The sequence below is a fragment of the Methylomonas sp. PHL2-19 genome (assembly GCF_059331595.1).
Window position 1 is genome coordinate 4,498,081 of sequence record NZ_CP196839.1, and the last position, 25,750, is coordinate 4,523,830.

Annotated in this window: 26 protein-coding genes; 17 read left to right on the forward strand and 9 right to left on the reverse strand. The window is 52.4% G+C overall.

The genetic code is table 11. The features are described from left to right. Positions 1–314 precede the first annotated feature (314 nt). The 3 genes from ACR02O_RS20695 to ACR02O_RS20705 form a co-directional block, all read right to left on the reverse strand. On the reverse strand, positions 315–2,132 hold the full coding sequence (locus ACR02O_RS20695; RefSeq protein ID WP_458138194.1) for an ABC transporter ATP-binding protein: 1,818 nt from the start codon (positions 2,130–2,132) through the stop codon (positions 315–317). A 91-nt stretch (positions 2,133–2,223) separates the two neighbouring features. Then, complete coding sequence (locus ACR02O_RS20700; protein WP_458138195.1) at positions 2,224–2,982, reverse strand: YdcF family protein; 759 nt, start codon at positions 2,980–2,982, stop codon at positions 2,224–2,226. A 106-nt stretch (positions 2,983–3,088) separates the two neighbouring features. Next, entirely contained in the window at positions 3,089–4,102 is a 1,014-nt protein-coding gene (locus ACR02O_RS20705) for a tryptophan--tRNA ligase (protein ID WP_458138196.1), read from the reverse strand. A gap of 249 nt (positions 4,103–4,351) precedes the next feature. Between ACR02O_RS20705 and ACR02O_RS20710 the strand changes: the two genes are divergently transcribed. From ACR02O_RS20710 to ACR02O_RS20720, 3 genes are read left to right on the forward strand one after another with little or no spacing between them, the layout of a single operon-like run. Continuing rightward, a complete protein-coding gene (locus ACR02O_RS20710; RefSeq protein ID WP_033157090.1) occupies positions 4,352–4,651 on the forward strand; it encodes a PilZ domain-containing protein in 300 nt (99 codons plus the stop codon). Positions 4,652–4,687: 36 nt separating this feature from the next. After that, the gene (locus tag ACR02O_RS20715; protein WP_458138197.1) at positions 4,688–5,092 is read left to right on the forward strand and encodes a 6-pyruvoyl trahydropterin synthase family protein; all 405 of its coding nucleotides are present in this window, start codon (positions 4,688–4,690) and stop codon (positions 5,090–5,092) included. A gap of 2 nt (positions 5,093–5,094) precedes the next feature. Further along, complete coding sequence (locus ACR02O_RS20720) at positions 5,095–5,559, forward strand: DUF1249 domain-containing protein (RefSeq protein ID WP_033157092.1); 465 nt, start codon at positions 5,095–5,097, stop codon at positions 5,557–5,559. Here the strand turns inward: ACR02O_RS20720 and recQ are convergent. Next, positions 5,528–7,660 carry a DNA helicase RecQ gene (gene recQ, locus ACR02O_RS20725; RefSeq protein ID WP_033157093.1) on the reverse strand — a complete coding sequence of 711 codons (2,133 nt, stop codon included), beginning with the start codon at positions 7,658–7,660 and terminating at the stop codon, positions 5,528–5,530. The genes ACR02O_RS20720 and recQ overlap by 32 nt on opposite strands. A gap of 241 nt (positions 7,661–7,901) precedes the next feature. Between recQ and gshA the strand changes: the two genes are divergently transcribed. The 5 genes from gshA to ACR02O_RS20750 all read left to right on the forward strand — a co-directional run bounded on the left by gshA (position 7,902) and on the right by ACR02O_RS20750 (position 11,757). Continuing rightward, complete coding sequence (gene gshA / locus ACR02O_RS20730) at positions 7,902–9,488, forward strand: glutamate--cysteine ligase (RefSeq protein WP_033157094.1); 1,587 nt, start codon at positions 7,902–7,904, stop codon at positions 9,486–9,488. A gap of 4 nt (positions 9,489–9,492) precedes the next feature. Then, entirely contained in the window at positions 9,493–10,215 is a 723-nt protein-coding gene (locus ACR02O_RS20735; RefSeq protein WP_494522345.1) for a phosphoadenylyl-sulfate reductase, read from the forward strand. A gap of 139 nt (positions 10,216–10,354) precedes the next feature. Continuing rightward, the gene (locus tag ACR02O_RS20740; protein WP_033157096.1) at positions 10,355–10,804 is read left to right on the forward strand and encodes a hypothetical protein; all 450 of its coding nucleotides are present in this window, start codon (positions 10,355–10,357) and stop codon (positions 10,802–10,804) included. Between the two features lie 4 nt (positions 10,805–10,808). Next, positions 10,809–11,189: a hypothetical protein gene (locus ACR02O_RS20745; RefSeq protein WP_129871350.1), complete on the forward strand. Its 381-nt coding sequence runs from the start codon at positions 10,809–10,811 to the stop codon at positions 11,187–11,189. A gap of 328 nt (positions 11,190–11,517) precedes the next feature. After that, a complete protein-coding gene (locus ACR02O_RS20750) occupies positions 11,518–11,757 on the forward strand; it encodes a hypothetical protein (protein ID WP_033157098.1) in 240 nt (79 codons plus the stop codon). Positions 11,758–11,862: 105 nt separating this feature from the next. Here ACR02O_RS20750 and ACR02O_RS20755 read toward each other — a convergent pair whose 3' ends face one another. Then, a complete protein-coding gene (locus ACR02O_RS20755) occupies positions 11,863–12,906 on the reverse strand; it encodes an IS110 family RNA-guided transposase (protein ID WP_494522208.1) in 1,044 nt (347 codons plus the stop codon). 361 nt (positions 12,907–13,267) lie between these two features. Between ACR02O_RS20755 and ACR02O_RS20760 the strand changes: the two genes are divergently transcribed. From ACR02O_RS20760 to ACR02O_RS20775, 4 genes are all read left to right on the forward strand, one after another. Further along, positions 13,268–13,954: a DUF4336 domain-containing protein gene (locus ACR02O_RS20760; RefSeq protein ID WP_051670071.1), complete on the forward strand. Its 687-nt coding sequence runs from the start codon at positions 13,268–13,270 to the stop codon at positions 13,952–13,954. Between the two features lie 129 nt (positions 13,955–14,083). Further along, positions 14,084–14,740 (forward strand): pyridoxamine 5'-phosphate oxidase family protein, encoded by a 657-nt coding sequence (locus ACR02O_RS20765; RefSeq protein ID WP_033157099.1) that lies wholly within the window; start codon positions 14,084–14,086, stop codon positions 14,738–14,740. A 52-nt stretch (positions 14,741–14,792) separates the two neighbouring features. After that, positions 14,793–15,341 (forward strand): formaldehyde-activating enzyme, encoded by a 549-nt coding sequence (gene fae, locus ACR02O_RS20770; RefSeq protein WP_033157100.1) that lies wholly within the window; start codon positions 14,793–14,795, stop codon positions 15,339–15,341. 239 nt (positions 15,342–15,580) lie between these two features. Then, complete coding sequence (locus tag ACR02O_RS20775; protein ID WP_174843446.1) at positions 15,581–16,063, forward strand: cytochrome P460 family protein; 483 nt, start codon at positions 15,581–15,583, stop codon at positions 16,061–16,063. A 54-nt stretch (positions 16,064–16,117) separates the two neighbouring features. Here the strand turns inward: ACR02O_RS20775 and ACR02O_RS20780 are convergent, their stop codons facing one another. After that, positions 16,118–16,957, reverse strand: coding sequence for a CvfB family protein (locus ACR02O_RS20780; RefSeq protein WP_033157102.1), 840 nt, complete (start codon positions 16,955–16,957; stop codon positions 16,118–16,120). 242 nt (positions 16,958–17,199) lie between these two features. Between ACR02O_RS20780 and ACR02O_RS20785 the strand changes: the two genes are divergently transcribed. Then, entirely contained in the window at positions 17,200–17,712 is a 513-nt protein-coding gene (locus tag ACR02O_RS20785) for a hypothetical protein (protein WP_033157103.1), read from the forward strand. 44 nt (positions 17,713–17,756) lie between these two features. Here the strand turns inward: ACR02O_RS20785 and parE are convergent, their stop codons facing one another. Continuing rightward, positions 17,757–19,646, reverse strand: a complete 1,890-nt coding sequence (parE, locus tag ACR02O_RS20790; protein WP_033157104.1) for a DNA topoisomerase IV subunit B — start codon at positions 19,644–19,646, stop codon at positions 17,757–17,759. A gap of 234 nt (positions 19,647–19,880) precedes the next feature. Then, positions 19,881–20,378 (reverse strand): phage tail protein, encoded by a 498-nt coding sequence (locus ACR02O_RS20795; protein WP_033157105.1) that lies wholly within the window; start codon positions 20,376–20,378, stop codon positions 19,881–19,883. Positions 20,379–21,054: 676 nt separating this feature from the next. Between ACR02O_RS20795 and ACR02O_RS20800 the strand changes: the two genes are divergently transcribed. From ACR02O_RS20800 to ACR02O_RS20815, 4 genes are all read left to right on the forward strand, one after another. After that, positions 21,055–21,288 carry an exodeoxyribonuclease VII small subunit gene (locus tag ACR02O_RS20800; RefSeq protein WP_033157106.1) on the forward strand — a complete coding sequence of 78 codons (234 nt, stop codon included), beginning with the start codon at positions 21,055–21,057 and terminating at the stop codon, positions 21,286–21,288. Beyond that, positions 21,281–22,174, forward strand: coding sequence for a (2E,6E)-farnesyl diphosphate synthase (ispA, locus tag ACR02O_RS20805; protein WP_033157107.1), 894 nt, complete (start codon positions 21,281–21,283; stop codon positions 22,172–22,174). The genes ACR02O_RS20800 and ispA overlap by 8 nt, the downstream gene beginning before the upstream one ends. Before the next feature lie 118 nt (positions 22,175–22,292). Continuing rightward, positions 22,293–24,152 carry a 1-deoxy-D-xylulose-5-phosphate synthase gene (gene dxs / locus ACR02O_RS20810; protein ID WP_129871349.1) on the forward strand — a complete coding sequence of 620 codons (1,860 nt, stop codon included), beginning with the start codon at positions 22,293–22,295 and terminating at the stop codon, positions 24,150–24,152. A 15-nt stretch (positions 24,153–24,167) separates the two neighbouring features. Continuing rightward, positions 24,168–24,683, forward strand: a complete 516-nt coding sequence (locus tag ACR02O_RS20815; protein WP_101053357.1) for an adenine phosphoribosyltransferase — start codon at positions 24,168–24,170, stop codon at positions 24,681–24,683. Positions 24,684–24,715: 32 nt separating this feature from the next. Here ACR02O_RS20815 and ACR02O_RS20820 read toward each other — a convergent pair whose 3' ends face one another. Beyond that, positions 24,716–25,744 carry an MlaA family lipoprotein gene (locus ACR02O_RS20820; protein ID WP_494522346.1) on the reverse strand — a complete coding sequence of 343 codons (1,029 nt, stop codon included), beginning with the start codon at positions 25,742–25,744 and terminating at the stop codon, positions 24,716–24,718. Positions 25,745–25,750 lie beyond the last annotated feature (6 nt).

Sequence of the window (25,750 nt, forward strand, 5' to 3'; positions counted from 1 at the left end):
CACCGGTTCCCGACCCTGCACATGCACCTACCTTCCTTGTGTATGCAGGCTCTAAGCCTCGGATACTCCACGGTATGGGTGAATAGGGCGGGGGCCAATCTACACGACAGGCTCTGGTAAACTACCAGTCCTCAGGGTGGGACGGCCTCCCAATGAACAATCACAGCTTAATCGGTTTTTCTGGGCTATCGGTTGTTAAAATTCATCATACAAGGTTGGGCACGCCTTTTGTGCCTACGCGGAACTAACCTTGCACCGATGAAACGGTGGGCACAACAGCATAGCCCACCCTTTTGATTTCCAATTTCAATCAACTAAACCACCTCATCCGGCAAAAAACCACCGGCCTGCATGGTCCACAGCCGGTAATAAAAGCCCTGCTTGTCCAGCAACTCCTGATGACTACCGTCCTCGACTATCCGGCCTTGATCGAACACCAACACCCGGTCCAGATGGGCGATGGTGGAGAGGCGGTGGGCGATGGCGATGACGGTTTTGCGGCCCATGACCCGCTCCAGGTTTTCCTGGATGGTTTTTTCGGTAACGGAATCCAGGCTGGAGGTGGCTTCGTCCAGGATCAGGATGGGCGCGTCTTTCAACATCACCCGGGCGATGGCGATGCGCTGGCGTTGGCCGCCGGACAGTTTCACGCCGCGTTCGCCTACCAGCGATTCGTAGCCTTCCGGCATCGCCGCGATAAACTCTTCGGCATGTGCCAGTTTGGCGGCGAAGCTGATTTGCGCGTCGTCGGCATCCAGTTGGCCGTAACCGATATTTTCCTTCAGGCTGCGGTGAAACAGGCTGGGATCTTGCGGAATTAGGCTGATTTGCGCGTGCAAGGAATCCTGGGTCGCCAACAAAATATCCTGGCCGTCGACCAGAATCTGCCCGGCTTGCGGCTCAAAGTTGCGCAGAATCAAGTTCACAAAGGTGGATTTACCGGAACCCGAGAAGCCGACCAATCCTACCCGCTGCCCCGGCTCGATTACCACATTTAATTGATCGAACACCTGCCGGCCCGGCTCGTAGCTAAAGCAGACGTTTTTAAACTCGATGCGGCCTTGGCTGATGTGCAGAGGTTTGGCGTCCGGCAGGTCGATGATTTCGTGGCTTTGGATGATGGTGTCCACACCGTTGGCGACGTTGCCGACGTATTCAAAAAACTCCAGAAAGCGCCGGCTCAGATTGCGGGCGTCGCCGATCACCAAAATCGCCAAGCCGGTACTCATGGCAAACGCGCCGACGCTGATTTCCCCGGCCTGCCAAAGTTGCAAGGCGTAGCCGATGGTGCCGATCTTTAAAATGGCCGCAGCGGTAAATTGAAACCAACGCACCCGCTCCATGTACCAAAAGGTGCGGCGGGCGCTTTTTAATTCGGTATCCAAAAAGCCGTCCAGGTATTCGCGTTCGTGCTGCAAGCGGGCGAACAATTTGGCGTTGAGAATATTCGTCACCGCATCAACGATCTTGCCGTTGACCATGCTGCGGGTAGCGGCGAAATCCTGTGCGTAAGGTTGGCAGCGGGTTGCCAGCCAATACGAAATCAACACATACATCAAAACCCAGCCGGCCACGAACAAGCCCAAGCCCTGATGCACACCCAGCAATAGCGTGACCGACACCGTAAACGTCACGGCTATCGGCCAGAAATCGCAGATGATGGACCAGGTGGTGTGATTGACGCTCATCGCGGTTTCGCTGATGCGATGCGCCAGCGCGCCGGCGAAATGGTTGCCAAAGTAGCGCGGCGCGTGGTTTTGCAGATAGGCAAATAAAGAACGTGCGGTGCCTTGCCGCAAGCGCGGCCCCATGATGATCAGCACCGCGCCGCTGCTGCGGCTGAAAATAATCTCGGCCAGATTCAGGCCGGCGAGCAGCAGCAAGGGTTGCTTGAAAGTCTCCAGCCAATCGCCCACTGGCACGGGCTGGTTGGCAACCGCGTCCATCAAGGCTTTGATCGCATACGGCACCAGAATGCTGCCGGCGGCCTGACCGGTTTCCAGTATCAGCATCAACAGCAGCAGCCAGCGGAACGGCTTCAAGCAAAACAGGATAAAACGCCAAGGGTTGGCGGGTAACGGCGGCGCTTCCGCGGCGCGGCGGAGACCTTCCTTGGTGGGCGATTTGGACATGATGGCGTCAGGTAAGAAAGCTGGCGGCCATTATAGCCAATTGCCCGGCGGCCGCGCCGTTGATGAAAGGACCAGGTGGAGCAGCGTTATCTCAGTAACGAATTCGATACCACCACATACCGACCATTTCGTGCGCAAGCAGAAAACTGTTGGACCAGGCTGTTGCAGACGGCAACCAATCCAGCCAGCGGGATTCGCCGGCGTGGCCGATAAAGGCCGTCGGCGCGGGCAATACCTCAAAACCGGCTTTGCGAAACTCCAAAGCAGCGCGCGGCATATGGTAGGCCTGGGTGACCAGAACAATCTTATTGATGCCAAACTCTTTTAACAGCTCGCGGCTGAAACGGGCATTTTCGGCGGTATTCCTGCTACGCGGCTCCCGCCAGGCCACGGGAATTTTAAACTCGCTCTGCAAGGTTTGCGCCATCAAATCCGCTTCGGGAATGTCATCCGGTTCCAGCATACCGCCCCCGGACGCCAAAATCGGCAGATCCAGTTGCCCGGCCAACTTGGCAGCATAGCGCACACGCAGCAAGGTTCTGACATGTAAAGTGACCTGCCCTGGATATTCCGGTGCAGACGTTTCAATGCCGCCGCCTATCACCACCAAAGCCTGAGGTTTGAATTGCTGCACGGCTTCGGTAGAAAGAGGCGGAACCCGTTCCCAGAGCATGGCCCAGTGCTTAACCACAATCGGCAAACTCAATAACCACAACAGTGCCAGACAGACTATCGCCATGTTCTTCCCCCATTTACGCTTGCGCAGAAGCAAGCCAACCAGCGCCAGCATCGCCAAAGAGGTTGGCGGCAACAACAGCAGCTTGATAAAGTAGATAGCGATGATGGACATGGGACACGATCATCCTTGAGCAAGTATCAGTCAATATGGCTATAGACAAACCACATTAGGAGTGAGTTAGAGACGCAAGATTTTGCGTCTCTAAGGCTTAGCGCCGTTATATCGCCAATCTGGAAATACCCACCGCTTCCCGCAAGGTATTGATAAACGGCCGAGTGATGGCGCGGGCTTTCTCGGCGCCTTCCTGCAATTGCTGCTCGATATGCTCCGGCGCTTCCATTAAGGCTTCGTAACGCTCGCGAGCCGGGGCGATTTCATCGTTGATTTTCTCGAACAACACCTGCTTCATCTCGCCCCAGCCTATGCCTTCCGCATAGCGCTGACGGATCGCATCGAGTTCATGTTGATTCGCAAATGCCTGGTAGATACCGAATAGCGTGCAGCCTTCCGGATCTTTCGGTTCGCCGGGTTCCAGGGAATTGGTTTTGATCTTGTTGATCAGCTTGCGCAGCTTCTTTTCCGGCTCAAATAGTGGAATGGTGTTGTTGTAGCTTTTGCTCATCTTGCGGCCATCCAGGCCCAGTAAGGTCGCCGCGTTGTCGTCCAACACCGCTTCCGGCAACACGAAATGCTCGCCATAGATATGGTTAAAGCGGCTGGCGATGTCACGGGCCATTTCGATGTGCTGGATTTGATCTTTGCCCACCGGCACCTTATTGGCGTTGAACATCAAAATATCGGCGGCCATCAGGATGGGATAACTGAACAAGCCCATGGTGATGCCTTTGTCCGGATCATTACCTTCGGTTTCTTCGTTTTCGGCGACGGCGGCTTTATAGGCGTGCGCGCGGTTCATCAAGCCCTTGGCAGTCACGCAAGTCAGCATCCAAGTCAGTTCCAGAATTTCCGGCACATCGGACTGGCGGTAAAACACCGCGTTGGAGGTATCCAATCCCAGCGCCAGCCAGGTGGCGGCGATTTCCAGGCTGGATTGCTTGACCCTGGCAGGCTCGTTGCATTTGATCAGGGCATGGTAATCGGCCAGGAAATAAAACGGTCTGACCTGCTCGTCTTTGCTGGCATTGATCGCCGGCCGGATCGCCCCGGCGTAATTGCCAAGATGCGGCGTGCCGGTGGTGGTGATACCGGTAAGGACAATGGATTTACTCATGCTGCTGCCTACGCTGTCTGTAATGAAAAAGTGGCGGAATTTTACACAAATCGCCTGGCTTAGTCAGGCAATAAAACCGCCGAACCTGGCAATTGCCTGCATGCCAACTGCATCACAGCTCGCCCAAAAAATCCGCTGATTCCGGCAATATGAGCCACTATTTCCTACCCAGAGCGGCGGATTTTTATAGTAAACTCCCTGCGACTGATTTTTTACCCAACCACTGCCAATCCGAATCGGGGGAAGCCAATGCTGAATCATGATGAAAAACGCGATTACATCCGTATGGATGTGGACTGTGACATTACCTATAAGCTGGCCGATTCCAGCGAGGTCAGTACCGGCAAATGCACAACGCTCAGCGGCGCCGGCGTCTCGTTTATTGCCAACCGGCCGTTCGATGTCGGTTTAGCCATGGAAGTCAGCATCATGCCGAAAACCCAAATCACCCCGCCGATGACGGCCTTCATCGAAGTGGTGCGCAGCGTCAAACAAGGCGACGGCAGCTTTGAAATAGCCGCCTCAATCAAAAGCATCAAAGGCAATTAAGGACAGCATCCATTCCTGACAAGGACGTAGCACGCTATGTATATCATTACCAAAGAAGTTTATTTTTGCTACGGCCACCGCCTGATGAACCATCCGGGCAAGTGCCGCAACCTGCACGGCCACAGCGTCAAAGCCAGCATCTCCATCAAACAAAACAGCCTCAACGAACAGGGCATGGTCTGCGATTTTTCCGACGTGAAAGACTGTGTGGATAGATTTATCAATAAGGTGCTGGATCACAACTTTTTGCTGCATAAAGACGACCCTATCATTCCGGCCCTGGTCGCCAACAACGAGCAGTTTTTGGCTATCGACGAACATCCCACCGCCGAAGTGTTGAGCAAGATGATTTACCAGCACGTCAAACAACAAGGCTTTAATGTCGATCAAGTGGTGTTGTGGGAAACCGCCAGCGCCAATGCTTGTTATCGGGAAGACTAAGCATGAGCTTGGTACAACCGGTCAATACCGCGCTGTGTCTGGAAAAGATCTGCGAATCCAACTATCAGAAGTTGTTCAGGCTGATTCCGAATCTGCGCTCTTTTGATAAAACCGCCGTGGGCCTGACTCAAAACAAACCGGCGCTGTATCTGCAAGTGCTGGAGCGTAACCCCTACACCTTGACGATAGAACTTAGCCATTGCTTCGACCAACAACTGTCAGAGCACATCGTGCCGGCGGTGAAAATTCGGATTTATCTGGATGCGCAATTGGCGGAAGTGCTGCGCGACATTGACCGGCCGACAGTCGATAAGGTTTACCAAGATCCCGGCAGTCTAGTGGAAATCAGAAACTACAAATGGCGCTTAAACTATTTCCTGCAAAAGTGGCTGGATCATTGCCTTAAGACTGATTACCGCTTCACGCACGACAAACTCAACCAAGCTGCTGCTGTAAAGCCGCTCTGACACAACGCAACACGCCGTAACTGTAAGCGCCGCCCAGTTGCTCGTAGACCGGCTTCAAGGCATTGCGTTGTTCTTCCGGCAAGCTTAACAACACCGCTTCGATTTCACTGACTTCCGCCGGCGACAAGCTCAACACATCGCCCAGCGCCACCAGCCCCAGTTCCAGACTTTTGGCCATGTGATTGTAAATCGTGTCCTCGCTCAGGCCACGCTGTTTCGCCACTTGCTCGACGCTATAGCCCAATCTGAATAAATCCAGACTTTCCGCAACCGTGTCGGTGGCTGACACCGGCGGCTCGTCGTCGAATTGGGCTAACACCGCCAAAAACTCATCGCCGTATAATTCCAGTTTGCGTTGGCCGATACCGGACAACATGCTCAATTGCTGATGATTACGCGGCCGAGCATCGACCATCGCCATCAAAGTCGCATCGTGAAAAATCACATAGGGCGGCACGTCCTGCTCGTCGGCCAATTCTTTGCGTTTGGCTCGCAAAGCATTCCACAAGGCGCTGTCCGCCGCGCCACCCGGTTGGCGTTTTTCGGGTTTTTCGCGGCGGGTCTTGGCGATCTGCGCATCCTTGCGCAACATCAAAGTTTGCTCACCCCGCAACACCGGCCGGCAGGCGTCGGTCAATTTCAAACTACCGTGACCTTCGAAATCGATTTCCACCAAAGACTTGGCGACCAATTGCCGAAACACCGAGCGCCATTGTTTTTCGTCCAGCGCTTTACCGATCCCGAAGGTGGACTGCTTGTCATGGCCGAACTGGCGCATCCGGTCGTCGCTTTTGCCCAGCAACACATCAATCAAATAGGTCACGCCAAAACGCTGGCCGGTGCGATAGATGCACGACAAGGCTTGCTGCGCGGCAACGCTGCCATCCCAGGTTTCCACCGGCTCCAGGCAAGTATCGCAATTGCCGCAGCCCTGCTCCAGAACGTCACCAAAGTAGCCAAGCAGCGCCTGCCGCCGGCAACTGACCATTTCGCACAAGGCCAGCATCGCATCCAGTTTGTGCAATTCAATCCGCTTGTGCGCCTCGTCGGCATTGGATGAACCGAGCATTTGCCTTAGCGTCAATACGTCCTGCAAGCCGTAAGCCATCCAGGCGTTGGCCGGCAGGCCGTCGCGGCCGGCCCGGCCCGTCTCTTGATAATAGGCTTCCACGCTTTTCGGCAAGTCCAGATGCGCCACGAAGCGCACGTTAGGCTTGTCTATGCCCATGCCAAAAGCAATGGTGGCGACGATGATCAAACCGTCTTCCATCAAAAACTGGTGTTGATTCTTCTGCCGCTCTCTATGCTCCATGCCGGCATGATACGGCAGGGCTTTCAAGCCCTTACCGTTCAGCCACTCGGCGGTTTCCTCGACTTTTTTACGCGACAAGCAATAAACGATGCCGGTGTCGCCGGGGTGTTCGCTGCGGATAAAGGTCAATAATTGCTGACGGGCATTGTCTTTTTGAATGATCCGATAGCGAATATTCGGCCGGTCGAAACCGCTGACGAACACCTGAGCCTGTTCCAGCGCCAGCCGGGTAATGATTTCCTGGCGGGTACGCTCGTCCGCTGTGGCGGTTAAAGCGATGCGCGGTACTTGCGGAAACTGTTCGTGCAACACCGACAACAACAAATAATCGGCGCGAAAATCGTGGCCCCATTGCGATACGCAATGCGCCTCGTCGATGGCAAACAAAGCGATCTTGCAGCGGGCGAACAAGGCCTGGGTTCTGGCGTTGGATAAGCGCTCAGGGGCAATGTACAGCAAATCCAACTCGCCGTTCTGCAACTTCTGTTCGATCTCGCGCACCTGCTCCAGCGCCAGCGTCGAATTTAAATAGGCCGCTCGCACGCCCACTTGATGCAAGGCGCTGACCTGATCTTGCATCAGCGCAATCAGCGGCGAAATGACGATGCCGACGCCGTCCATCACCAGGGCCGGAATCTGATAGCACAAGGACTTGCCGCCGCCGGTCGGCATCAATACCAACACATCCCGGCCGCCGATCAATTGTTCGATAATCTGTTGCTGCTGGCCGCGAAAACTGTCGTAGCCGAACACGCTACGCAGGGTTTGCAGGGCGGGGTTATTGGTCATAAATCATTACTTGCTAAATCTAAACCGGCAAAAAAGTTGTCGAGGTATTAGACCATAGATCAGGCCATCATCCGCAACCGCCCGATCCATGCGAAATCCGCTACGGCCTTCTACGCCTTGAAATAGTAACGCACATCCCCAATCTCCTTAATTCAATGTACAGCACGCCGATTTCAACAATTCAAAATCCACCCTATATAATGCCGCGCTTACCCAAGCCGCGGAAGGCGCCTAATTTTCTATGCTCATTACTTACTGCCGTTTACCCGACCGTCTTAAATATTTGATCGATAACGATCAACAATACCTGTTAAAACAAGGCCTGAAAGGCATCGAGAAAGAAAGCCTGCGCATCACCGAGCATGGCGAGATCGCCCAAACGCCTCACCCCACGGCGCTCGGTTCGGCATTGACCCACCCTTACATCACCACCGATTATTCGGAAGCGCTGATGGAATTCATCACTCCGCCGTTTGCCGACATCCGCCAAACCCTGGACTACATGCACCAGCTCCACCAGTTTGTCTACCCGCATCTAGGCGAGGAAATGCTGCTGGCCACCAGCATGCCCTGCGGTATCGACGGCGACTTGAGCATCCCCATCGCGGAGTACGGCAAATCCAACATCGGCAAGATGAAGCACGTTTACCGTAAAGGTTTGTGGCACCGTTACGGCCGCACCATGCAAGCCATCGCCGGCATCCATTTCAATTATTCGGTGCCGGAAGCGTTGTGGCCGGCGCTGTACCAGCAAAGCGGCTGCACGGTAGGCCTGGAAGACTTTATCTCCAACGCTTATTTCGGTTTGATCCGTAACTTCCACCGCCAAGGCTGGTTGATTTTGTATCTGTTCGGCGCCTCGCCGGCGATTTGCAAAACTTTTTTCAAAAGCCGCCCGCAATTGATGGAGCAATTCAAGGAGTTTGACGAGCACACCGTGTTCCACCCCTATGCGACCTCGCTGCGCATGAGCGACATCGGTTACAAGAGCAAGAACCAGGCGGGCTTGAAGATCGATTACAACTCGCTGGACGGCTACGTGGACAGCCTAAGCGCAGCCATCAACACCCCTTATCCGGACTACGAAGCTATCGGCGTGAAAGTGGACGGCGAGTACCAACAGCTGAACGCCAACATTCTGCAAATCGAAAACGAGTTTTACAGCACCATGCGCCCCAAGCAGATCGCCAAATCCGGCGAGAAGCCGACGCTGGCGCTGAAACGGCGCGGCGTGCTGTATGTGGAAATGCGCTCGCTGGATTTGAATCTGCTGAATCCGATCGGCATCGACGAAAGCACCGCCCGCTTTGTCGAGGCCTTCTTACTGTATTGTTTATTGCAGGACAGCCCGCCGCAAGGCCCGGACGAATTCCAGGTTAACAACAGCAACCAATTGCTGGTCGCCAATCAAGGCCGCCGCCCCGGTTTGCAATTAAACCGCAACGGCGAAACCGTCACCTTACAGCAATGGGCGCACAGCATCTTGTACGCCATGCAACCGATCTGCGCGGTGCTGGACAGAGGCAGCCTGGAACGCCCCTATCAACTGGCTTTGCAACACCAGTTGGCGGTCGTTGACAATCCGGCCTTGACGCCGTCAGCCCGCATCCTGGCCTGCATGCGTGAAAATGGCCAGGAATTTGGCTGCTTTGCCAGCAATACCTCGGCCTTGCATAAACATTATTTCAACGCCGAACCGCTGGACGATGAAACCCAAAGGCAGTTCGAGGACATGGCTGCCGCGTCCCTGCAAAAACAAGCCGACATCGAAGCCAACGACAAGTTGGACTTTGACGAGTATTTATCCCGTTACTTTGCCCAGAGCTAAATCCATGACTGAATTCGACTTAAGCACCGCCCAATCCGAGCTGCAAGGTAAAAATCCGCGCACCATCTTAAAAGCCGCACTGGCTAATTTCGATAACATTGCCATCTCTTTCAGCGGTGCAGAAGACGTCGTGCTGATCGACATGGCCTTGCAAATCAGAAAAGACATCCAGGTGTTTTCATTGGATACCGGCCGCTTGCATCCGGAAACCTACCGTTTCATGGAACAAGTGCGCAAGCATTACGGCATCAACATCGACATCTTGAGTCCGGATCGCGAACAACTGGATGCCTTTGTGAAAGAAAAAGGCCTGTTCAGTTTTTACGAAGACGGTCACCAACAATGCTGCGGCATCCGCAAGGTAGAGCCATTGAAGCGCAAGCTGGCGACGCTAGACGCCTGGATTACCGGCCAACGCAAAGACCAAAGCCTGGACACCCGCGGCGACATCCCGGAAGTACAACTGGACGCCGGCTTCTCGGCCCCCGGCAAACAGCTGATCAAATTCAACCCGCTGCTGAACTGGTCATCCGCGCAGGTGTGGGATTACATCGAAGCCTATCAGGTACCGTTCAACGAACTCCACCAACACGGCTATATCAGCATCGGCTGCGAGCCTTGCACCCGGCCGGTTTTACCTAATCAGCACGAGCGCGCGGGACGTTGGTGGTGGGAGGATGCAGCGAAGAAGGAATGTGGGTTGCATGGGGGGAATGTTAAGCCGTAATCTATGGAGCCATGAGTAAGCCGATTGGCATCTCTGGCTAATCACTTTGACAAAACTCGGCTACCTAATTCTGCCCCCTCTAACTGTGATAATTAGCATTTTTACAATTAACAAATAGGCGTTCTTGGAGACAAATTAGTTGAACAGCTTACTCCCCCAATGGATTATAGATATTAGCTCGATAAGCTCTATTATCGGTCTAATAATCACTATTTTTCTATTTTTTGAGGCGCGTACCATTCGTAGATCATTCTTGCGTAGAGCTCGACTTCCGACTATTACCAAAGAGTTGGAAAAAGCCACATCCGAGATTTCGAATAGACTTAAAACTTGGTCTACGAATGAACGACCAGCCTTAGAAATGTTTGCAAAAGTTAAAGCCCTACTTGAAAATATCAAAACTAAACTACCTATTGAAGAACAAAAGAAAATTAACGAATTTCTAAGGAAACTTCAACCTAGAAAATATATGGTATTCAAATCCAGTATTTCGGAAATTACAGAAGATAAGGGCTGGAGTCTATATACTGATCTAAATACTGTAGTCACAAGCCTTCAACAATTAGTCAAAGATTCTCAATGGGATTGACATAATGAGTTTTCATAGCAAAGCAACCCAGTTGGTAACAAAATTAATTAGATTTACCAATGAAAATAAAATCCAATGGAATATAAAAGACCCTCCTAGTTCTATCACAAGAGGTACAGATGATATTGTTCCAATATATTTTGAAGCAAAATACAAAGACAAATATGTTGCAATTTATCAGCAACGATATCAAAGTTTCTACCCTGAAAATGAGTCTTTTTACTGGTCTGAAAGAATTGTATTTGCTGTCCTTGATGCCCAAGACAGAGTTCTATGGGAATGTGCTGACCACTCGCCTGCTTTAATTGATTTGATGAATACAGTAAGAGAGAAATCTGCGGGAATTGATAACCTTTTGGATGATCTCCTAGATGATGAAATTTAGAGCAAAATGTCTTAATAAATGCCATATACGATCCATTCCTTCGAAATATGTTTCGCTAAAGCGAAGCTGAATTTAATGTCGGTTCTCGGACCGACAGCCGAGATACTTTTCTTTGCTTGTCCAAAGAAAAGTATCCAAAAGAAAAGACACCCGGATGCCGCTTATGCCCTGCGTTCCTCGCTTTCGCCGGGGGTTGCCGAAAGGGGCTTCCTGCCCCTTCGGCAACGCGATGCATCCCTGCATCGCCCCTTCGGGCTGTTCCCGGCGAAAGCTGCGGTACTCGGCGCGGCATACGGGAGAAAACCCTGCACGATTTCGGAGTTAAAACATGTCAAAGATCGCCACAGAAGTCTACGAACTGCTTAAAAATGCTGGCGTCAGCGAGTGTAAAGCATTCAAAGCTGTGGAAGCCATCCAACAGCACAGCAAGGAAAACCGTCTGCATTTTGTACAGAAACAGATGCTGAAATATCAAATCTACACGGAACAGGAGTTTAAGACGCTCAAGTGGACAATCGGGGTTAATTTGGTATTCACCGTGGTCATGTTTTTGAAGCTACTTTCTTGAATAGACTAACTTAACTTTAATTTATCGTTCATACGCTCTGCGTCATCCAACTGTAAAACCAGCTGCGTAGATACTCTGTTCAAAAGCAACAAATTTCATCATTTTTTACTCGGCGATGATGGATTCAGGGATGGCATAAAACCGTGTGTTATCGAACGGCTGATCGTGCTTCAACATGCCATGGATCGCATGCAGTAATTTACGCATGACGGCGCAGACGGCTTGCAAAGGTTTCTTGCCGTTGTCGATCAAATGCTGGAAATACGCTCGCACATGCGGATCGTGCTGTTTGGCACTCAAGGCCGGCATATACAACGCCGAACGAATATGCCGGTTACCGGCCTTGGATAGCCGCATTTTCTTGTGTACGCTTTTGCCCGACTCAAAGGCCTTGGGATCGAGTCCGGCAAACTTGACCCATTCGCGATGCGACAGGTTGGGCGGCAATAGCAGTAGTTCGCCCATCAAGGCAATGGCGCTGGTTTGGGCAATGCCTTTGATGCCGGTCAACAGGTCGAATATTCGTTGCAGTTCCGGATGCTGGTCGATCAACGCCAGCGCCTCGCCAGCCAACGTATCGATGCGTTTTTCCAGCTGACTAATCGCCAATTTGGCATCGCGTAGTAGGGCCTTCGGCGTTTCCTCGGTCGCACTCAGCGCATGTAGATGATTTTTCGCGGCGGCCTTCTGACCGGTTAGCGCGTCGATACGGCGAGCATAGCCGCGCAAAGCCAGCGCTTGATTCGAAGGACGAGTCCAGGCGACGAAATCCATGCGCTCGACATATTCGGCCAAGGTGTTGGCATCGACGGCGTCGGTTTTACTGTTTTTCATCAATACCTTAGCGAAGTGATGCGAAGCCTTGGGATTGACCACCATCACAGGTACACCGACGTCGTGTAGCGCAATAGCAAGATCGAAATGGTAAATACCGGTGGCTTCCAGACAGACCTTGATGCCGGGTAATTTGATCAACTTATTCACCAGACGCGCACGGTCGCTACGAGTATTAGCATATTTTTGCGGGTCGAACGGCTTGCCGTTCTTGCGGATCACTAAAACCAATTCGTCGGCGCCGACATCCACGCCGGCAAACAGGCGATGGACAGATTCAGCGGGGGTGTTGAGCGAGCGGTTCGTCATCATCATTTTTAAATACAGTTTAAAGGGAAGTACACTATTCACCGGTTCCCGACCCTGCACATGCACCTACCTTCCTTGTGTATGCAGGCTCTAAGCCTCGGATACTCCACGGTATGGGTGAATAGGGCGGGGGCCAATCTACACGACAGGCTCTGGTAAACTACCAGTCCTCAGGGTGGGACGGCCTCCCAATGAACAATCACAGCTTAATCGGTTTTTCTGGGCTATCGGTTGTTAAAATTCATCATACAAGGGTGGGCACGGTTTTTGTGCCCACGCGGACTAACTCTTCTAGTCCATTCAAGGCTTTGACATCGTACTTTTCGTCTTTTAGCATATCCAGATTTACCCAGCCCCCCAAGCTCAAGTGGTCCTAAAAACTCTCGTTCCCGGCCAAATCTGGTATGCACAGCAAGCCATTCAATTCGGTCCGTTAAATCTAAGCACCAGAGCCACTTTCGTCAAACTGCGGGACGGATCGATTTGGGTGCATTCGCCGATCGAGCCGTCAGCCCAACTGGTGACTGAAATTGCCGAAATCGGCCCAGTGCGTTATGTGCTGGCACCGAACAAGAGCCACCACCTGTTTTTTACGCCATTCATGAAGGCGTTCCCGAATGCCGAAGGCTATATCGCGCCAGGGTTAGCGGAAAAGCGGCCGGACCTTAGCGCTTACCCGGTGCTGTCACCATTGGAAAAGCCGGCCTGGACGACCGAATTAATCCCCGTATTTGTGGAAGGCCTACCCATCATTAACGAGACGGCTTGGTTTCACAGCACAACGGGTACTTTGATTCTTACCGACCTGCTATTTTGCTTCGGCGCTGAACACATCGGATTAGCGCGCGTTGTAGCGAGACTGCTCGGCGTCTACGATCAACTGGCAATGTCGCGAACCATGAAACTGTTGGTTAAAGATAAAACCGCATTGGCGCGCTCGGTCGATGCGCTGCTGGCGTTGGATGTTGAGCGGATTGTGCTGGCTCATGACCGAATCATCGAAAACGACGCCAAACGCAAATTAAGCGCGGCGTTCAATTGGCTGAGAAAATAAGGCGTTTTTTATTGTTCCCACGCTCCTCGTAGCAATCCGACCAGGCGTTCCGTTTCTTGCAACCGCAAAACCTGACTAACCAGCATTCCTGTTAGAATCGCCGCACCATCCCATCAAGGAGCATCGCCCATGAGCGACTTTTACAGCCCGCAGCACCGCCAATTGCAATCTCAACACGACACCGTCAAGCTCGCGGATCGTTTGGAACAAATGATCGTTGAACAGCAAGTCAGCGAGCAGCATCAGCCGTTTATTGAGAGCCGGGATTTTTTCTTTCTGACTACGATAGACCAGCGCGGTTACCCGACTTGCTCTTACAAGGGCGGCAATCCCGGCTTGGTGAAGGTGGTTAATCCCCAGGAACTGGCGTTCCCCAGTTACGACGGCAATGGCATGTTTTTGTCGATGGGCAATATCAACGGCAACTCGAAAATCGGCATGCTGTTCATCGACTTCGAAACCCCGCACCGGATTCGGGTGCATGGCGACGCCCGCATTGAAGCCAACGATCCGCTGCTGGCCGAATACCCTGGCGCCGAGCTGATGGTGCGGGTGGCGATTAGCGAGATATTCATCAACTGTCCGCGTTATATCCACCGCATGAGCCGGCTTGCCAGCTCGAAATACGTGCCGCAAGCCCATCAAGACACGCCGTTGCCGCAATGGAAGCGTATTGATGCGGTGCAGGATGTGTTGCCGGCTTGCGATAGTCACGCTGCAGAAAGTCTGGGCGGCATAATCACACCGGAAGAATACGGGGCGATGGTGTTGAGCCGTGACGCCTAGCTCCCCCTCCCTCCGGAAAATTACTAACCTCAACATACATTTGGAGACCCACATGAGCGAAAGAATCATTATGCGCACCGGCGAAGCCTTGGTAGCGGGCGGCCCAGCCGGTACGGCGGCAGAACCGGAAATCATCATCGGCGAACTGGACGGACCGGTCGGCACCGCGATTGCCACTTTAACCGGCGATCAAGTTCAGGGCCACACCCGGGTATTCGCGATTTTAAATACCGATATTCAGGTGCGCCCGGTCACGCTGATGGTCAGCAAGGTCACTGTCAAGAACAGCCGTTATACCAATATTTTAATGGGCACCGTGCAGGCAGCGATTGCTAACGGCGTATTGGATGCCGTGCGCGCGGGTGATATTCCCAAAGAAAAAGCCAACGACTTGGGGATTATTTGCTCGGTATGGTTGAATCCCAGCGTGATCAAAGATGACAAGCTGGATCATCAAATTTTGTTCAACATCCACCGCGAGGCCATGGCCAAAGCCATTCATAAAGCCATGACCAACACGCCGGATATTGATTGGCTGCTGGAAAACCAAGAAAAAATCACCCATAAATATTTTCAGATGGGGTTGGACGGTAAGATTTAATTAGCTGGTCACTTGGGTTGCAAGCCTTTGCAGCCCAACGCCACGCCATCTTTCCCTCCCCTGCTTTCGTCTTAACCGCCATTCCCGCTTAACACCGCACCTACTATTCAGCCGCGCTTCGCCAAGCAAACTAATAGCGCATCACTATTTGTTTGACAAAATCCGCAAACCCGCTTAAAAAGACCCTATAGTTTCGATTCGAAATTATAGGGTCTTTACTTTTTATGGGGGATACGATCATGAAAAAAAGCATTTCGTTGTTGATGGCGGGCCTGCTAGGCACAGTTGCCTTTACCGCGTTTGCGGCCGATCAGGCCGTACCGTTTCCGGAGGGCTATCGCAACTGGCTGCACGCTAAAAGCATGCTGATTCAACCCGGCCACGCCCTGGAGAATCCGTTTCAAGGCTTGCACCATGTCTACGCCAATAAACAAGCGGAAGCGGGTTTGAAAACCGGTAAGTACGCAGACGGCTCGGTGTTGGTGTTCGACTTGTTGCAATATCAGGAAAAGGATAAAACCATCCAGGAAGGCGAACGCAAGCTGGTGGGCGTGATGCTGAAAGACGCGAAAAAATTTGCCGCGACCGGCGGCTGGGGCTTTGAAGGTTTTGCCGGCAACAGCAAAACCGAACGGCTGGTGAAAGACGGCGGCACTTCTTGCTTTGCCTGCCATGCATCGGAGCAAAAAACCGATTACGTGTTCTCGCAATATCGGCCTTAGTCTCTAAAGCTGATCCTCGGGAGAGACGCAAACTATTGCGTCTCTCCATTTTCTTTAAGCTTGATCGACCAAACGGATACCGGTTTCTTCGATGACGATCCGCCGTTGTTTATACAAGCCGCCTATGGCCTGCTTGAAGACTTTTTTACTGACGCCAAAGGTGTCGTAAATAATCTCCGGCGCACTTTTGTCGGTTAGCGCCACATAACCACCGCGCTTCGCCAGTATCGTCAAAATCTTCTCAGACGTGGCATCGACTTTCTGGCCGTATTTTTCCTGGCTCAAGACCAAATCCAGCTTATTGTCGGGGCGGACTTTTTTAATATAGCCGGTCAATGACTGGCCTTTTTGCAAGGGCTGAAAAGTCTCGCTTTTATACAACACGCCCCAATATTGATTATCCACCACCGCTTTAAAACCCAAGTCGGTTTCGTCGGCGATAATGAGTTGCACCGCCTGACCGTCTTTGTAATAAAACGCCTGATCCTGAATGAAATCGTCCAAAATCATCGTGGCGGCGATGCGGTTGTTTTCGTCTAAAAACAGACGCACCAGATAAGAACGGCCTTCGACGACTTTCCCCTTCTGTTCGCTGAACGGTAACAACAAATCCTTGGGCAATCCCCATCCCAAAAACGCACCGGCATGGCTGAGCGATATACATTTTAACCAAGCTACCTGATCGACTTGCGCAAGCGGCGTTTGCAGGGTAGCGATAGTTTGATTCTTACCGTCAATGAAGACAAAGGCGTTTACAGTATCGCCAACCTTTAGATTATCCGCAGCATCTTTGTCCGCCAAGCCAATCTCGCCAAGCGCCCCACCATCCAGACCATACTGATTATCACGTTGGCTGACGACGGTTAAAGTGTTGAATTTGCCTAGTTCGATCATGAAGGTTCCGGAGTTTGATTGGGCATGAGCGTTGGCACTTGCTGGCCACACGCGGAGAAATGAAGGGCTATTATACAAACGAATCGGTAAAACCGCAGGCTGCATCTCCTTAAACGGCGGCACCTTATACTCCAAATACGCACCTAAAACGAAGTCAAAACCCCGTTATGCTAGCGCCCGTCTATAATGGACGGTTTTTTCAATTCGATAAAACCTGCTTTTATCGAATATAAGTGTCGACTATGAATCTACTGCTGAAGTATCTATCCTCTTGCTGGTTTCTGAACAACCCCTCCGAGTTAGTCCCGCCCAACTCGTTTATGTGGAAAAACGTGGCGTTCTATCTGATTTCCGGGATGATTGTTGAAGGCTTGATCTCCGATCCGGCGGACGGCACATTGGAAGTTTTGGGCCGCACCGTCATGGCTTTCGGCTCGGTGGCGATCTTATTGCTGATGGAAAAAAAATGGGGCTGTTTTAATCAGCTGTATACCTCGATTTTCGTCTGCGAGAATTTCATCATGACCTTGGCTGTCGCTGCCGAGGCTCTCGACTATTGGCTGGTATTGCAACACCATATCTACCGCGAAGAAATTGGCATAGGCATCGCGGTGTTTTTGGTTGTCTGGTATATCTCTATCGTCAGCTATATTTTTCGGGCTTTCTTCAGTTACCCAACCAGCGTCAGCGTAGTTTACGCATTTAGTTACTTCATACTGACCTACGGCATTCCAATGCTGTTGATGGATATTTGACGGTCAAGCCAGCCGGAGCCCTCTAACTCCGGCCAGAGTGTCGCTTATATTTGCGCTAAGTTACCCCGATCTTCCAGCCAGCTTTTCCTATCGCCGGCACGCTTCTTCGCCAATAACAGATCCATCTGTTCGCGGGTATCGTCGTTTTCGGCTACCGTTAACTGCACCAGGCGGCGGGTGTCGGGATTCATCGTGGTTTCCCGCAATTGCGAGGGATTCATCTCGCCCAAGCCTTTAAAGCGCTGGATGTTGATCTTGCCGGTGAGTTTTTCGGCTTCGATGCGCGCCAACACGCCCAAGCGCTCCGATTCGTCCAGCGCGTAAAATACCTTCTTGCCGACATCGATCCGGTACAGCGGCGGCATGGCGACGAACACATGCCCTGCTCTGACCAAGGCATTGAAATGCTGGTAAAACAGCGCGCAAATCAGAGTCGCAATGTGGTTACCGTCGGAATCGGCATCGGCCAGGATGCAGATCTTGCCGTAACGCAGATTTTGCAGGTCGTTGCTGTCCGGCTCTATACCCAGCGCCACCGCGATGTCGTGTACCTCCTGAGATGCCATCACCTCGCCGGAATCGACTTCCCAGGTGTTCAGAATTTTACCGCGCAACGGCATGATGGCCTGGAATTCTCGGTCCCGCGCCTGCTTGGCCGAGCCGCCGGCCGAATCGCCCTCGACCAAAAACAGTTCGGTGCGACTCAAGTCCTGTCCGGAACAATCCGCCAGTTTGCCGGGCAAAGCCGGGCCGCTGGTGATTTTCTTGCGGACGATTTTTTTGCCTGCTCTAAGGCGTTTCTGGGCGCTAGCCAGGATGATTTCGGCGATCTTTTCGCCTTCCTGCGGATGCTGATTCAGCCACAGGCTGAACGTATCCTTGGCGACGCCGGATACAAAGGTCACGCATTCGCGCGAACTCAGCCTCTCCTTGGTTTGCCCGGAAAACTGCGGGTCTTCCAGTTTTACCGACAATACAAAATGGCAGCTTTCCCAAACGTCTTCCGGGGCAATTTTCACCCCGCGCGGTAATAGATTGCGAAAATCCAGAAACTCACGCATCGCTTCGGTCAAGCCGGCGCGCAAGCCGTTGACGTGAGTACCGCCTTGGGCAGTCGGCACCAGATTCACATAACTTTCGGCGATGGTTTCCGGCAAACTGTCCGGCGTCCAAACTATGCCCCACTCCACCGCTTCGTTGCTGGCCGCCATGTTGGCCATGAACGGCGGTTGCGGAAAGATTTCGGCGTCGCCGACCCGGTCCAGCAGATATTCCTGCAAGCCGTTCTGGTAGCACCATTCGAATTGTTCGTCGCTGAGTTCGGAATTTAAAATAATTTTCAAGCCCGGACACAACACGGCCTTGGCGCGCAACACATGTTTCAGCTTGCTGACCGATACCCGATTGGAATCGAAATATTTACCGTCCGGCCAAAAATGCACGCTAGTACCGGTGTTGTTTTTACCGACCGTACCGCTTTGCTGCAGCTCGCCAACCTTGTCGCCGCCGGCGAACGCCATTTGATAAACACCGCCGCCACGCTTGATCTCAACCAGCAGTTTTTCCGACAGGGCATTCACTACCGACACACCGACACCGTGCAGACCGCCGGAAAATTGATAATTTTTGTTGGAGAATTTACCGCCGGCATGCAGTTGGGTCAGGATCACTTCCACGCCGGGAATGCCCTGCTCGGGATGTATGTCCACCGGCATGCCGCGGCCGTTATCATCCACCCGCACCGAGCCGTCTTTATAGAGTACAACATTGATGGTATCGGCGTGGCCGGCCAAGGCTTCGTCCACGCTGTTGTCCACCACTTCCTGCACCAAATGGTTGGGGCGGGTTGTATCGGTATACATACCGGGGCGCTTGCGCACCGGGTCCAGGCCGCTCAGTACTTCTATGGCGGCCGCGTTATATTCTTGGGTCATGATGTCTCGTAATAGGAAATAACAGTGTGTCGGCTGACCATTATATGTCAGCAACGCGCGCCAGAGAGGCTCCGGAACACCGGTCCTCATCAACCGGCTCACCATGCCTCGACTTCCGTAAGCGCCATCTGAAATTACCTAAGCACTGGAAAAGCCGGACCCACGCCGTTTTCCAGGGCGCCGCCACCGATTTTTGACGACAAGCCAACTGTTTGGCGCCAGCCCCGGTTTCGATCAGCGCATACGTAGAACTTGGTCGACGGCGAACACAATGGTTTCTTTGCCGGACGTTGTTTCGTTGAAATCGATAGCAGCAGGCCACAAGCCATTGAAGCTCCACTCCGCGATGGGCGTCATCGCCTGGTCATAGGCTATCAGCGTCGCATCGACCCGCGACCGGCCCGACCTACCGCTGACAAACTGTTGTCGCCAAGTCCAGAGATCCATCGACTTGGTCAAACCTTTACTGCAGGTAATATTTTTAGCCGATAAGCGTCCGGGTATCTTAACTGTAAGGTTCTCTCCCCGCGCACTAACCCTGGTTTGCTCCACTTCGTTCTGCGAACCCATGCCTTTGCAATCGGTGAAATAAGTGGTGACTCCTCCGGCGCTGAATTCGTAATAAACCAACGGGGCGGAATTGTCTATGACATTCTCAACGGCGCCGCCGCTGGCTGACGAGACCACGACTGCACCGAATAAAACGCTGATAAAACGGCTGGTTGTTTTCATGATATATCCTCAAAAAGTTTGATTCGGTGCGCCTAAACGGCGGCCGAACGGTTCGATAATTTGGTTTAGAAGAAAGCCACCGATCCGATGTTTAAACAATCTGTCGTAAAAATCGATGAACTTCGACTTGTAATGGCAAATGGAATGCCACTTTCCAAAAACCCAAGTAACAACAAAATAAACCATTGAATAAAAACAATTATTTTTAAACCGCCATCGACAAACAGCACCGCTAATACAGCCTATCGCCCACGGCATATCGTTTTTTGCACGAAATATCGTAAAACTTCGAAAGGTTAATTGGTCTGGCTTGCGAACGGTTCGTACCGAGCGGCGTAAAAGCTATCGCATAAGGGCGTAAGCGGAGAGCGGTTCAGGTGGACACGGGATAGGGATAATTGCAACGTGACATTTCGGATGCCCCCCCGCTAAGTGTTTAGGTTCGGAGCACGTGAATGGCTCGGGAAGCTGGAGCCTTGGAATCCAGGCAAACCTGGGCAACCTCAAAAATGTCACTGTAACTGCAGCCGCTGACGCCTCAGTATTAGCGAACAACTGAACGAACCGAATTGCTGCCACTAAATCGAAAACAACAGATGCAATCCAAACTCAATGGCAGAGCAATTCATACTATAATGCTTGGTCATTTTTTGAGCACCGCAAGCCACTTTATAATATGTCGAGACGTAAAAACGCATCCCAATTTGAGGAAGCGATGGAAGAACTGGAGAAATTGGTCGAGCTGATGGAACGCGGCGATATTTCCCTGGAAGAATCCTTAAAATCCTTCGAACGCGGCATCAGACTAACTCGTACCTGCCAGCAAGCACTGCAAGACGCCGAGCAGAAAGTCCAAATTTTATTAGAAAAAAACGGCCAGCAAACTTTGGAGCCATTCACCGATGAGTAACTTAAAAGCCTACCTTACCGCCTGCCAGAACCGCGTCGAACGGGCGTTGGACGCCCGGCTACCCGGCGAGAACATTCTGCCGCAAACCTTGCATCAAGCCATGCGTTACAGCGTACTGGACGGCGGCAAACGCACTCGCCCGTTGCTGACTTATGCCACCGGCCAAGCCTTGGGCTTGAGTGAAGACCAGCTGGACGCTCAGGCTTGCGCGGTGGAATTTATCCATGTTTACTCTTTAATTCATGACGATTTGCCGGCGATGGACAACGACGACTTACGCCGCGGCAAACCGACTTGTCATAAGGCTTACGATGAAGCCACTGCGATTTTGGCAGGCGATGCCTTGCAAGCACTGGCCTTTGACATATTAGCCAACGACCCAGCCATTCAAGCGGGCGCGGAAGCCCGAGTCAAAATGATCGCGGCATTGACCCGCGCCAGCGGCTCGCAAGGCATGGTTGGCGGCCAAGCCATCGACTTGGGTTCTGTCGGCCGCAAGCTGACTCTGCCGGAACTGGAAAACATGCACATCCACAAGACCGGCGCGTTGATTCGCGCCAGCGTCAATCTGGCTTCGCTATCCAAACCGGATCTCGATGCCGAAGTCGCAAAAAAACTGGATCACTACGCCAAATGCATAGGCCTATCCTTTCAAGTCAAAGACGATATTCTGGATGTTGAAAGCGACACCGCTACACTGGGTAAAACCCAAGGGAAAGATGTCGATAACGACAAACCGACTTACCCGGCACTGTTGGGAATGGCCGGCGCCAAGGAAAAAGCTCAGGAGCTGCATGAACAAGCCGTCGCCAGCCTAGCCGGCTTTGGCAGCGAAGCGGATTTGTTACGCGATTTGTCGCTGTATATCATCGAACGTACACACTAAGCGTAGCGAACTGCACGATTTATACTTCTTGCGCCACAATCCTTCCGGTTTTCCGCTTGCGTCTACTGGGCTGGCGCGGAATATTGCGGCGCAAACATATAAAGGAATTTTTTAACCCATGACAGCCTCTGATTTCCCGCTCCTAGACACCATCCAGACCCCCGCCGACGTTCGGGCCCTGAAGCCTGAACAACTGGAGCCGCTGGCCGATGAGTTGCGTCGCTATCTGACCCATACCGTCAGTATCTCCGGCGGCCATTTCTCGGCTGGCCTGGGCACGGTGGAACTGACGGTGGCGCTGCATTATGTGTTCGATACGCCTTCGGATCAGTTGGTGTGGGATGTGGGCCATCAGGCTTATCCGCATAAGATTTTGACGGGGCGGAAAGAGCGGATGCCGACGATTCGCACCTTGGGCGGGGTGTCGGCGTTTCCGTGCCGGACGGAGAGCGAGTACGATGCGTTTGGGGTCGGTCATTCGTCGACGTCGATCAGCGCGGCCCTGGGCATGGCGATTGCTTCGCAGTTACGCGGGGAAGACAAGAAGATGGTAGCGATCATCGGCGACGGTTCGATCACCGGCGGGATGGCCTATGAGGCGATGAATCATGCCGGCGATGTGAATGCCAATCTGTTGGTGATTCTGAACGATAACGATATGTCGATTTCACCGCCGGTGGGGGCGATGAATAATTATCTGACCAAGGTGTTGTCGAGCAAGTTTTATTCGTCGGTACGGGAAGAGAGTAAGAAGGCCTTGGCTAGTATGCCGTCGGTGTGGGAACTGGCCCGTAAGACAGAAGAGCATGTGAAGGGCATGATTGTGCCGGGTACTTTGTTCGAGGAGTTGGGCTTTAATTATTTCGGGCCGATCGACGGCCACGATGTGGAGATGCTGGTTTCGACTTTAGAGAAGTTGAAGGATTTGTCCGGGCCGGTGTTTTTGCATGTGGTCACCAAGAAAGGCAAAGGCTATGCACCGGCGGAGAAAGATCCGTTGGCGTATCACGGGGTGCCGGCTTTCGATCCGAGCAAGGATTATTTACCTAAAGCCGCGCCTTCGCCACACCCGACCTATACGGAAGTGTTCGGCACTTGGTTGTGCGATATGGCCAAGCAGGATGAGCGGCTGTTAGGGATTACCCCAGCGATGCGCGAAGGCTCGGGCTTGGTGGCGTTTTCCCAGCAGTTTCCGAAACGCTATTTCGATGTGGCGATTGCCGAGCAACATGCGGTGACCTTGGCGGCCGGTCAAGCCTGTCAGGGGGCCAAGCCGGTGGTGGCGATTTATTCGACGTTTTTACAACGCGCTTACGATCAGTTAATCCACGATGTCGCTTTGCAGAATCTGGATGTGCTGTTTGCCCTGGATCGAGCGGGTCTCGTGGGGCCGGACGGTCCGACCCATGCCGGGGCGTTTGATTATAGTTATATGCGCTGTATTCCGAATATGCTGGTGATGGCGCCGGCCGATGAGAACGAGTGCCGGCAGATGCTGACCACCGGTTTCAAGCACAAAGGCCCGGCCTCGGTGCGCTATCCGCGCGGCAAGGGGCCGGGGGCCACGGTCGATAAGGCCTTGACCGAACTCCCCATCGGCAAAGGCGAAATCCGCCATCAAGGCAGCCGCATTGCGATTCTGGCCTGGGGCAGTATGGTGACACCGTCAGTGGAAGCCGGCAAGCAGCTGGGCGCGACGGTGGTGAATATGCGCTTTGTGAAACCGCTGGATGAAGCCTTGATTCTAGAGCTGGCGAAAAGCCATGACGTGATCGTCACGGTTGAAGAGAACGTGATTGCCGGCGGTGCCGGCAGTGCGGTGAACGAGTTCTTGCAGGCACAGAACATTCTGATGCCGGTGTTGAACATCGGCCTGCCGGATCGCTTCGTCGAGCAAGGTAGTCGCGAGGAATTGCTGGCATTATGCGGCCTGGATACTAAGGGTATCTTGGCTAAGATTCAGGCGGTTTGTGCGTAAATCTGGAGGTTAGAAATGGAGAGATTGAGAAACAAGATTCGGGATATTCCGGATTTTCCAAAACCCGGCATTATCTTCAAAGATATAACACCACTGGTCAAAGACCCAGCCACATTACGTCTAGCGGTCCATCAACTGCTACATCCTTTCTTAGGCCGCGACATCACCGCAGTGGCCGGCATGGAAGCACGCGGCTTTATTTTCGGTTCGCTGGTGGCCTGGGAACTGGGTATTCCGTTTATCCCACTCCGCAAACCCGGCAAACTACCTTATGATGTACAAAGCGTTTCTTACGACCTGGAATACGGCTCGGCTGAACTGGAAGTGCATATCGATGCAGTGGACAGTAACGACAAGGTGTTGTTGATCGACGATCTATTGGCCACTGGCGGCACCGCCAAGGCTAGTTGCGAACTGATCGAAAAGCTGGGCGCTACCGTGGTAGCCTGTGCTTTTGTGGTGGAACTGGATTTCTTACAAGGGCGGGAAAAACTGGGTAACTACGAAGTGCATGCCTTGCTACATTACTGAGAAATACTACAGAGACGCCTCCCTGCGTCTCTTCAAACAAATTTAACGGCGATTAAGCGGTCTTTTTTTTTACTCATTTGGTCCATTTTGTCGGAGGCTTTTTCAAATTCCAAAGCAGCATTATCGAACGATTTGGACATGCTATCGAACGCCGCACTACTGGGCTTTACATTGCCAGGAACTACCTCAATGCCATTTTGCACGTGACCGGGTAGTTTTTTGGCCGTATCGGCTTTTGGTTTTTGCGTCGCACTAGTTTCTTTAGGCTTTGCTGAAGAAATTTCACCAACATCGACATCCGCGTCTATATCGAGATCGTAGTCAGTCGAATTACTCTTGCCGTCATTAATCAGGTTCTTGCGATATTGCAAAAATGACTCACGGGTAAACACATAAGGATCCAACGCTGCTTCGTCGATAAAATTCAACGCGCCTTCGGCATTCGCCCTATCGTTAATCCCTTCTACAATACCGGTACCCGGCACGTAAGTTCCTGGATTGGCGGCTTTATCCACCACAATTGCCGCGCCGTCACGCACCGTAGTCGGCCCCAAAACCGGCAGCACCAAATAAGGGCCTTGATCGACCCCCCAGACCGCGAGCGTTTGCCCAAAATCCTCAACATTATTTTGCAAGCCTAGATCGCTGGCCACATCAAACAAACCGAGCAGACCCACCGTGGAATTGGTCAGGAACCGCCCAGTATCGGAAGCCCCTTGTTCAAACTTACCTTGCAGAACATCGTTCAAAACAACATTGATACCTTTAAGATTGGTAAAAAAATTGCTAACTCCAGTTTGCATGAAATTAGGCGTTACAGTCTTATACCCATTAGCGATAGGCTTCAGCAAATGCTTATCCAAGCCCATGTTAAAACCGTACATGGAGCGATTGAATCCCTCGTAAGGATCCGCTGCGTCTGACTTAGCTTTAGACGCTCTGTTAGCATCGACCGGATGCTTATCCGTGGTAGCACACCCGGTTACCGATAATGCGCTTGAAAATAACACCACCCAAAACAGGGATGCCTGGCTGCTGCCTTGATAACGAGGGCTATACATTACTGA

Excerpts from the sequence above, each read along its gene's own strand:
- ACR02O_RS20800 (WP_033157106.1), top strand. The coding sequence starts at position 21,055 with ATGTCGAGACGTAAAAACGCATCCCAATTTGAGGAAGCGATGGAAGAA.
- ACR02O_RS20720 (WP_033157092.1), top strand. The coding sequence starts at position 5,095 with ATGAGCTTGGTACAACCGGTCAATACCGCGCTGTGTCTGGAAAAGATC.
- ACR02O_RS20735 (WP_494522345.1), top strand. The coding sequence starts at position 9,493 with ATGACTGAATTCGACTTAAGCACCGCCCAATCCGAGCTGCAAGGTAAA.
- fae (WP_033157100.1), top strand. The coding sequence starts at position 14,793 with ATGAGCGAAAGAATCATTATGCGCACCGGCGAAGCCTTGGTAGCGGGC.
- gshA (WP_033157094.1), top strand. The coding sequence starts at position 7,902 with ATGCTCATTACTTACTGCCGTTTACCCGACCGTCTTAAATATTTGATC.
- dxs (WP_129871349.1), top strand. The coding sequence starts at position 22,293 with ATGACAGCCTCTGATTTCCCGCTCCTAGACACCATCCAGACCCCCGCC.
- ACR02O_RS20785 (WP_033157103.1), top strand. The coding sequence starts at position 17,200 with ATGAATCTACTGCTGAAGTATCTATCCTCTTGCTGGTTTCTGAACAAC.
- ACR02O_RS20795 (WP_033157105.1), bottom strand. The coding sequence starts at position 20,378 with ATGAAAACAACCAGCCGTTTTATCAGCGTTTTATTCGGTGCAGTCGTG.
- ACR02O_RS20695 (WP_458138194.1), bottom strand. The coding sequence starts at position 2,132 with ATGTCCAAATCGCCCACCAAGGAAGGTCTCCGCCGCGCCGCGGAAGCG.
- ACR02O_RS20820 (WP_494522346.1), bottom strand. The coding sequence starts at position 25,744 with ATGTATAGCCCTCGTTATCAAGGCAGCAGCCAGGCATCCCTGTTTTGG.
- ACR02O_RS20705 (WP_458138196.1), bottom strand. The coding sequence starts at position 4,102 with ATGAGTAAATCCATTGTCCTTACCGGTATCACCACCACCGGCACGCCG.
- ACR02O_RS20700 (WP_458138195.1), bottom strand. The coding sequence starts at position 2,982 with ATGTCCATCATCGCTATCTACTTTATCAAGCTGCTGTTGTTGCCGCCA.
- ACR02O_RS20750 (WP_033157098.1), top strand. The coding sequence starts at position 11,518 with ATGTCAAAGATCGCCACAGAAGTCTACGAACTGCTTAAAAATGCTGGC.
- recQ (WP_033157093.1), bottom strand. The coding sequence starts at position 7,660 with ATGACCAATAACCCCGCCCTGCAAACCCTGCGTAGCGTGTTCGGCTAC.
- ACR02O_RS20765 (WP_033157099.1), top strand. The coding sequence starts at position 14,084 with ATGAGCGACTTTTACAGCCCGCAGCACCGCCAATTGCAATCTCAACAC.
- ispA (WP_033157107.1), top strand. The coding sequence starts at position 21,281 with ATGAGTAACTTAAAAGCCTACCTTACCGCCTGCCAGAACCGCGTCGAA.
- ACR02O_RS20780 (WP_033157102.1), bottom strand. The coding sequence starts at position 16,957 with ATGATCGAACTAGGCAAATTCAACACTTTAACCGTCGTCAGCCAACGT.
- ACR02O_RS20745 (WP_129871350.1), top strand. The coding sequence starts at position 10,809 with ATGAGTTTTCATAGCAAAGCAACCCAGTTGGTAACAAAATTAATTAGA.
- ACR02O_RS20710 (WP_033157090.1), top strand. The coding sequence starts at position 4,352 with ATGCTGAATCATGATGAAAAACGCGATTACATCCGTATGGATGTGGAC.
- parE (WP_033157104.1), bottom strand. The coding sequence starts at position 19,646 with ATGACCCAAGAATATAACGCGGCCGCCATAGAAGTACTGAGCGGCCTG.
- ACR02O_RS20775 (WP_174843446.1), top strand. The coding sequence starts at position 15,581 with ATGAAAAAAAGCATTTCGTTGTTGATGGCGGGCCTGCTAGGCACAGTT.
- ACR02O_RS20715 (WP_458138197.1), top strand. The coding sequence starts at position 4,688 with ATGTATATCATTACCAAAGAAGTTTATTTTTGCTACGGCCACCGCCTG.
- ACR02O_RS20755 (WP_494522208.1), bottom strand. The coding sequence starts at position 12,906 with ATGATGATGACGAACCGCTCGCTCAACACCCCCGCTGAATCTGTCCAT.
- ACR02O_RS20815 (WP_101053357.1), top strand. The coding sequence starts at position 24,168 with ATGGAGAGATTGAGAAACAAGATTCGGGATATTCCGGATTTTCCAAAA.